Origin of the sequence: Coleofasciculus sp. (genome assembly GCF_046539235.1) — a bacterium.
In the GTDB taxonomy this organism is placed as follows: domain Bacteria; phylum Cyanobacteriota; class Cyanobacteriia; order Cyanobacteriales; family Coleofasciculaceae; genus Coleofasciculus.
The window spans coordinates 1-6,456 of sequence record NZ_JBKHHI010000382.1; the positions used below are offsets into that span (position 1 = coordinate 1).

Genomic DNA, 6,456 nt, shown 5'->3' on the forward strand with positions numbered 1-6,456 from the left:
ATTTGTCATTTGTCATTTGTCATTCGTCATTTGTCATTCGTCATTTGTCATTCGTCATTTGTCATTTGTCATTTGTCATTTGTCATTCGTCATTTGTCATTCATCATTTGTCATTCGTCATTTGTCATTCGTCATTTGTCATTCGTCATTTGTCATTCATTCTGTAGGGGCGGGTTTCACAACTATCCTTTATTCTCTCACCCAGATGTGACTAAACCCGCCCCTTAACCCAACCGTAAACACACATTAGGTTTCGATTTCTGTAAGCGAAGGGTCAAGTCAGGGCTGGTTTAGTTAAGTTAGTGGTTTGATCCGATGCGTTATGGGTAAAACCCGCCCCTACACACTTATGTAAATTGTAAATGCGCGTTATTATCCAGCGAGTTAAATCCTCTCAAGTCACAATTAACGGTGAAGTCGTTGGCAAAATTGGTCAAGGACTAAATTTGCTCGTGGGGATTGCGGATAGTGATAGGGAAGCTGAATTAGATTGGATGGCGCGAAAATGCTTGGATTTGCGGTTATTTCCGGGAACCGATAGCAATAGCGATCGCTGGGAACAGTCGGTTCAGGAAATTGGCGGCGAATTGTTGGTGGTGAGTCAGTTTACCTTGTATGGGGATTGTCGCAAAGGGCGTCGCCCATCGTTTTCGCGATCGGCAAATCCAGAACAAGCCGAACAATTGTATCAGCAGTTTGTGGAAAAGCTGCGCCAAAGTGGGTTACGAGTGGAAACGGGGGTATTTGGGGCGATGATGCACGTCTCGATTGAAAATGATGGACCTGTGACATTGCTCTTGGAGCGGTAGAATTAATCAAATCTTGGTAGTGCGAGCATCTTGCTCGTTACTAATACTAATCGGGTTTACGCAAAGGCTATATATGTAGGGTGTGTTAGCGTAGCGTAACGGTTCTTCCGGACAAGCGTGTGCTAAACTATCAGCTTGAGCGAGTTCATAACGCTCACCACACAAGGACTGTAGCGCCTAAGTCCATCAAAATGACTTGAAATATGGGAAGAAATGGCTAAAGCTCTTACTGTTCAATGTTCGGACTAATCAAACTAACAATTTAGCACACTCAGTACGGAAGACCCTTAGTTCTCAGGTGTGCCACGCCAGTAGGTTTTGACGTTTCACGGGAGCTAGAGCGGTAGAATAGCAGGATGCCCCCAATTTGATAAAATTCCATGTATCGCTTACGATCTCTCCCTTGGCGATCGCTACTCGAAATCTCAGGGATTACCACTGCTGTTGCGATCGTCCTTGAAATTATCATCGGCTTAGGTGCTAACCAATCCACTGCGATCCGCGAGATGCTCCAGTTTCTCTATACTCCTCCCCTCGGGATGATTATCACCTTAATGGCTGCGGCGGGATTTGGAGTTCTCGCGGTTTATATTCTAGAACGCTTGTATCCCCAAGTTTTGATCAACAATAGCAGCTTGTGGGCATTAGTTCCCTGTTTAGCCCTAACCTTGTGGTTAAAATCACTGTTGCCTTTACCCTTTGTTTTGGTAAGTTTAAGTTATGCCAACTTATTTGCCGTTCTCGTTGGCGTATTTTGGAAAGGGCGTCCCTATTGGCGCTAGCAAGCTGAGTTCATTGATTCTCTTTCCACCGAAAATGAGCCAATGTCAAGGCTACTCAAAGTATTGATGGCTAATGGTTTTTTGATTGTGCAGCAAACCCTAATTATCAAACCATGCGGCTTTTTCCCGTCAATTCGTTTTGCGGATCTTCTACTAAGATAACCGGGATAGAACTTATTTCTAGAACTGCTTGCGATACGGAACCGACTCGCACCTGTTGCCAAGGTTGATGTCCCCGTTTCCCCATGACAATATCTGCCACTTGATACTCTTGCGCCACCCGAACAATTTCTTCTGGAATGGAACCCTTGATCGTGATAAATTTATAGCGAATATCACTGAGTAATCGTTGAGTGCGATCGCGCAGCTTTTCTAAGTCCTCTATCTCGTCATTATTGATCACATGTAATACAATTACTTCTCCATCCGTGCCTCGAGCAATACTAGCGACTTTCCGCAAAACCTCTATCGCCAAAGGAGAGGTATCCACCGCCGCTAACAGTACAGTATGAGTCACTACCGTTACTTTCGTCGGATCAACCTCTCCCCGTTCCAATAATTTTGGCGCAAATGTAGGAATCGCCCAAGCACCAATGGGTGCTGTAGTCAAAATGGAAAGTGCTGCAATGGCTAAAATAATTTCTCCCCCTTCAATCCCCCTGGCTAAGGGAATCGCACCAATTGCCGCTTGTACCGTTGCTTTTGCCATATTTCCTGGCAGCAAAAACAGCCGTTCTCGCCCAGTCCAATTACTTCCCACTGTCGATAAATACCAACCCACGGGACGACCGATAAACAAGCCAATGGCTAATACTAAAAGTCCTGGTAAAATTGTATCACCTAATACTTGAAGTTGAACGCTAGCGCCCAATAAAACAAATAAAACAATCTCCGCCACAACCCAAAGGCTATCAAATCCACCCCGTAGGCGTCGAGCCAACGGTGCATCCAATTCAATCAAAAAGAACCCCATTCCCATAGCGGCTAAGTAGCCAGAGTAGGGCAATGCTTTTTCTACAATCACCAATAATAACGCAATTCCAGCGGCAATTAAAACATCTTGAACTGTATTTTGTGTCCAATTTTGTTCCGTTAGTAGCGAGACGATGAAACGAGCCGCCACGTAGCCAATCAAGATGCCCAGTCCGATTTCAATGAATACTTGCAACGGTAGTAATTGCCACGCCGAAATTGTAAATCCTCCAGGAAGGGTGATGGTTTCAATTCCGCCCTGACCTAAAAAACTTAACAGTAGACTGAATAAAAGTAATAATAGAACATCGGATAAGGCACTCCCCGTCAGAATCGCATCGGGAATTCCCTTCGTCACTCCCCACCCCAAACGTTTTAGCCGCAGCATTCCCGGAACAATTACCGCCGGAGATTCTGCGCCAATGATGCAACCTAAGAGTAATCCCGTGGGAACATCAAAGTGAAAAATCCAGATGGCGGCTAACGCGATCGCAACTGCTTCAAACCCCGCAGGCAAAAAGCCTAACCGCAGCGCCACACTTCCCTGAGACAGCAGCTTTTCTCGATCCAGCCCCAATCCCGCTTTCATCAAGATAACCATCACAGCAACCGTTCGCAGGCTATCCGCCGCTTCCAGCACCTGTAGACTAATAATATTGCCAATTTGTGGTCCGAGGACAATTCCCACCAAAATCATACCGATCAACGGTGGCGCACCTAAACGACGGGCAATTTGACCCCCAAAAAAGCCCATCAATAAAATCCACAACGCGCTGGTTAACATGCAATCTTCTCCCCAGTAGCTGGTTACCAACAGCTTGCCCAGGGTGAGGGGTTGAGTTGTTAATTTCCCCAGCCCTACTTTCCCGCAGCAAGCCAGGAAAGTAGGAGCTATCAGCCTTTTAGTTCTTGATCAGGTACAAACTGACAGGCGGTTTCGGCGAGCTCCATCGCCATCAATACATTTATACCAACAAAGTTTCAACTTGACAATTCGATCATTAAAATGCTGACTCTGAGGCAGGATAAAGGATATGATTAATTCGATTGACTATCACGACGCCCTAGTTCATAAACAGCGCCACTGATACAAGCCAGAAGCCCCATACTGATTGCCCAACTCGAACCCAAAGTGAGTTCAACACCCCAGTTGCAGCCAGCGCCAACGATTAAAAATGGCACAATGCTGAACAGGGAAGCATAGAAAGCGTTTTGGGCTTCTCTTCCCCGGCGAGTGCGTTCATATTCCTTCATGGAAGTGTAGAGCGATCGCTCGGCAAAGTTAAACCAGCGATTCAGTTGTTCCATGATCCAGTGGCTTAGCGTCGAGAAGCCCCAGTACAGCGCTAGCGCCCACAACGATGCACCCGCGATCGCTGTCGTGTTTAACTCGAATTGAAAGGGCAAAAGTTCAGTGATCATGAGTTGTTTGGTAAGATAGGGCGACTATTGACTCATTAATGTATCTTAACAAAAAGCAGTTTAACGGGTGAGAGGTAAGGCGCAAAGGTGCGGGGGAAGATGAGGAAGATGAGGGAGATAGGGAAGCAGGGGGAGCAATGTAGAGACGTGCCATGGCGCGTCGGGAAGCTGGGGAAGCTGGGGAAGCTGGGGGAGAAGATTCCCAATGAACAATGAACAATGAACCATGAACAATGAACAATGAACAATGAACCATGAACAATGAACCATGAACAATGAACAATGAACCATGAACAATGAACCATGAACCCATCAGTTTGAATGTAAAGAAGAAACGATGACTAATGCGAGCCAAAAACGAACCGAAAACAGCCCCAGTAAAAAAGCTGGGAAACGTTTAGCCATTGGAATAGGATTATTGATTGCACTTTTCGCGTGGATTGTAGACTTGCCTAGCGCGATCGCACAGGAGAATAGCGTCAACTATACGCTTACTGAATTACACTATCGAGATTTTTCCAATCAAAATTTAGAGGGAACCTCGTTTGCTGGTGCCGATCTACGCGGTGCCTCTTTTCGAGGAGCTTCTCTTCAAGGATCAATTCTCACCAAAGCGGCGTTTTTTGAGGCTGATTTAAGCGGAGCTAACCTGTCCGAGACTTTAGCTGATCGCGTTGTCTTTGACGGCGCTAATTTAACCAATGCTATTTTTACTAATGCTATTGCCAGTCGTAGCCGCTTTTTTGATACCACAATTACAGGGGCTGATTTTTCCGGTGCAATCCTTGACACCTATCAAATATCGTTAATGTGTCAACGGGCAGATGGTGTTAATCCCGTCACCGGCGTTTCAACGCGGGATAGTTTAGGGTGTCGTTAGTCCTAATTGATTTTTCAAAGGACGTTCGGCACCATTGTAGAGACGCGCCATGGCGCGTCTGGAACATAAATGATGTGTCCAAACAGAAAGGAAAACACCTCTGTATTCCGAGCAAATGGGCAAGCCAGAAAATAGGGATTGGTTCACAAGCCCCATGTAAAAAGTCCTCCCACAAAAGCTATGGGTGGCGTAACCAAGCGAAATGGTATCTACTGAGTTGCCTAAATACCCGTAAGTTTTATGTCTGAATACACCGCCGCCAGCTTTGCCCCTGTACAAGGATTTATCGAAAAATCCCGCAAACTTCGAGATTTGTATGGATCTTCGCTAATCTTATCCTTTTTGAGTTTTAAACTGGTGCAAAAGGCAGAATGCTTAGGATTCACGGTAATTTCTCCAGGATTGCCCAATGTGGCAAAGGGAATGCCGAATCGGATTCTAGTTCGAGGGAAATTTGACCGCAATCTTGTCCAAACTACTCTCCTAAAAGAATGGCAGACTATTCTAAAGATTTGCCGAGTGTGGATAGAAGATAATTTGGGTATCCCAAAAGACCAGTATTGTTGGTCACAAACTCAAGGCAAAACAGGACAAAGCAAGGGGGAGTGGGAACGCTGGGAAAGTTACACCTGGGAAGTCTTTTGGGGATATGGTGACTCGGTTCAAGCCGCCATGGATGACTTGGAAACTCGCAAACTGAGGCGGGATTGGATTGCCATAAACTGGGTGGGCGGGAGTTCCAGTTTAACCGGAACCGATGCGATCGCGTGGCATCAGTTGGGTAAGCTAGACTCTAATCCTGGTCGTTTACTCAGCCAATCGGAACAAGAGGAGATGGAACTATTCTATCGTCGCTTATCTTGGCTTTTGGATAACCCCGATGAACGAGTCGGACAACCGAGTTTGTCTCTGGAAGAGTTGAGAAAAAAGCAATCTCCACCTGATCAGAATCGCCAATATTTTGAGCAAATTGGCAGGTATGTTGCGCCGAATGAACGTCTGAGTATTCCGGAATTGGTTAAGCGTTTAGTTACCTACGACGCCATTGCTGATCACATTGGTATCGATAGACTCAAAGCCAAAGATGATGACCCAGAATTTAAAGATATTATTCGGGAACCGGGATATTGGACAGGTTGGTTTATGGGGGATGGTGATCGGGTTGGGGATAAGTTGAGAACCTTGGCGAGTTGCCCTGAGATGAATCTCCAGCAGCGAGATGAGCAACTCAACCATTTTACCGATTTAGTTCGGGAATGGGGACATGATTTTCAGAAAAAAAAAGACTTGTTTCCCCAGGGAAAAGGACGGGTTATCTATGCGGGTGGGGATGATTTTCTGGGAGTGCTGTACAGTCAGGAAACCCAATCCTCAGAAACACCGGAGAAGCTAAAACCGATAGAGGCATTGCAGTGGTTATTAAAGTTAGAATGCCACTGGAAAAACCAGCAACAGCAGATAAAAGAAGACCTAAATCTGGATTTTACCTATAGTGTTGGCTTTGTTTGGGCAGGACATCAAGTTCCCCAACGGGATATTTTACAACATTGTCGGGACGCCGAAAAACGGGCAAAAAATAAAGGACGCGATC

General features: G+C 45.8%; 6 protein-coding genes and 1 riboswitch. Of the genes, 4 read left to right on the forward strand and 2 right to left on the reverse strand.

The features are described 5' to 3' along the window. Nucleotides 1-362: 362 nt before the first annotated feature. Both dtd and ACLFWI_RS24625 read left to right on the forward strand, forming a co-directional pair. The gene (gene dtd, locus ACLFWI_RS24620) at nt 363-809 is read left to right on the forward strand and encodes a D-aminoacyl-tRNA deacylase (RefSeq protein ID WP_446415105.1); all 447 of its coding nucleotides are present in this window, start codon (nt 363-365) and stop codon (nt 807-809) included. A 380-nt stretch (nt 810-1,189) separates the two neighbouring features. Continuing rightward, on the forward strand, nt 1,190-1,591 hold the full coding sequence (locus ACLFWI_RS24625) for a peptide chain release factor 1 (RefSeq protein WP_446415106.1): 402 nt from the start codon (nt 1,190-1,192) through the stop codon (nt 1,589-1,591). A 106-nt stretch (nt 1,592-1,697) separates the two neighbouring features. On the opposite strand, the gene ACLFWI_RS24630 is transcribed toward ACLFWI_RS24625, so the two are convergent. Further along, complete coding sequence (locus ACLFWI_RS24630) at nt 1,698-3,347, reverse strand: cation:proton antiporter (protein WP_446415107.1); 1,650 nt, start codon at nt 3,345-3,347, stop codon at nt 1,698-1,700. 94 nt (nt 3,348-3,441) lie between these two features. Further along, nucleotides 3,442-3,527: riboswitch (Fluoride riboswitch) on the reverse strand. A 74-nt stretch (nt 3,528-3,601) separates the two neighbouring features. Beyond that, nucleotides 3,602-3,985, reverse strand: coding sequence for a hypothetical protein (locus tag ACLFWI_RS24635; RefSeq protein WP_446386708.1), 384 nt, complete (start codon nt 3,983-3,985; stop codon nt 3,602-3,604). A 337-nt stretch (nt 3,986-4,322) separates the two neighbouring features. Here ACLFWI_RS24635 and ACLFWI_RS24640 point away from each other — a divergent pair, with 337 nt between their 5' ends. Both ACLFWI_RS24640 and ACLFWI_RS24645 read left to right on the forward strand, forming a co-directional pair. Further along, nucleotides 4,323-4,865, forward strand: a complete 543-nt coding sequence (locus ACLFWI_RS24640) for a pentapeptide repeat-containing protein (protein WP_446415108.1) — start codon at nt 4,323-4,325, stop codon at nt 4,863-4,865. Between the two features lie 240 nt (nt 4,866-5,105). Further along, nucleotides 5,106-6,456 (forward strand): Cas10/Cmr2 second palm domain-containing protein (locus ACLFWI_RS24645; RefSeq protein ID WP_446415109.1); only part of this gene is annotated, 1,351 nt, incomplete at its 3' end.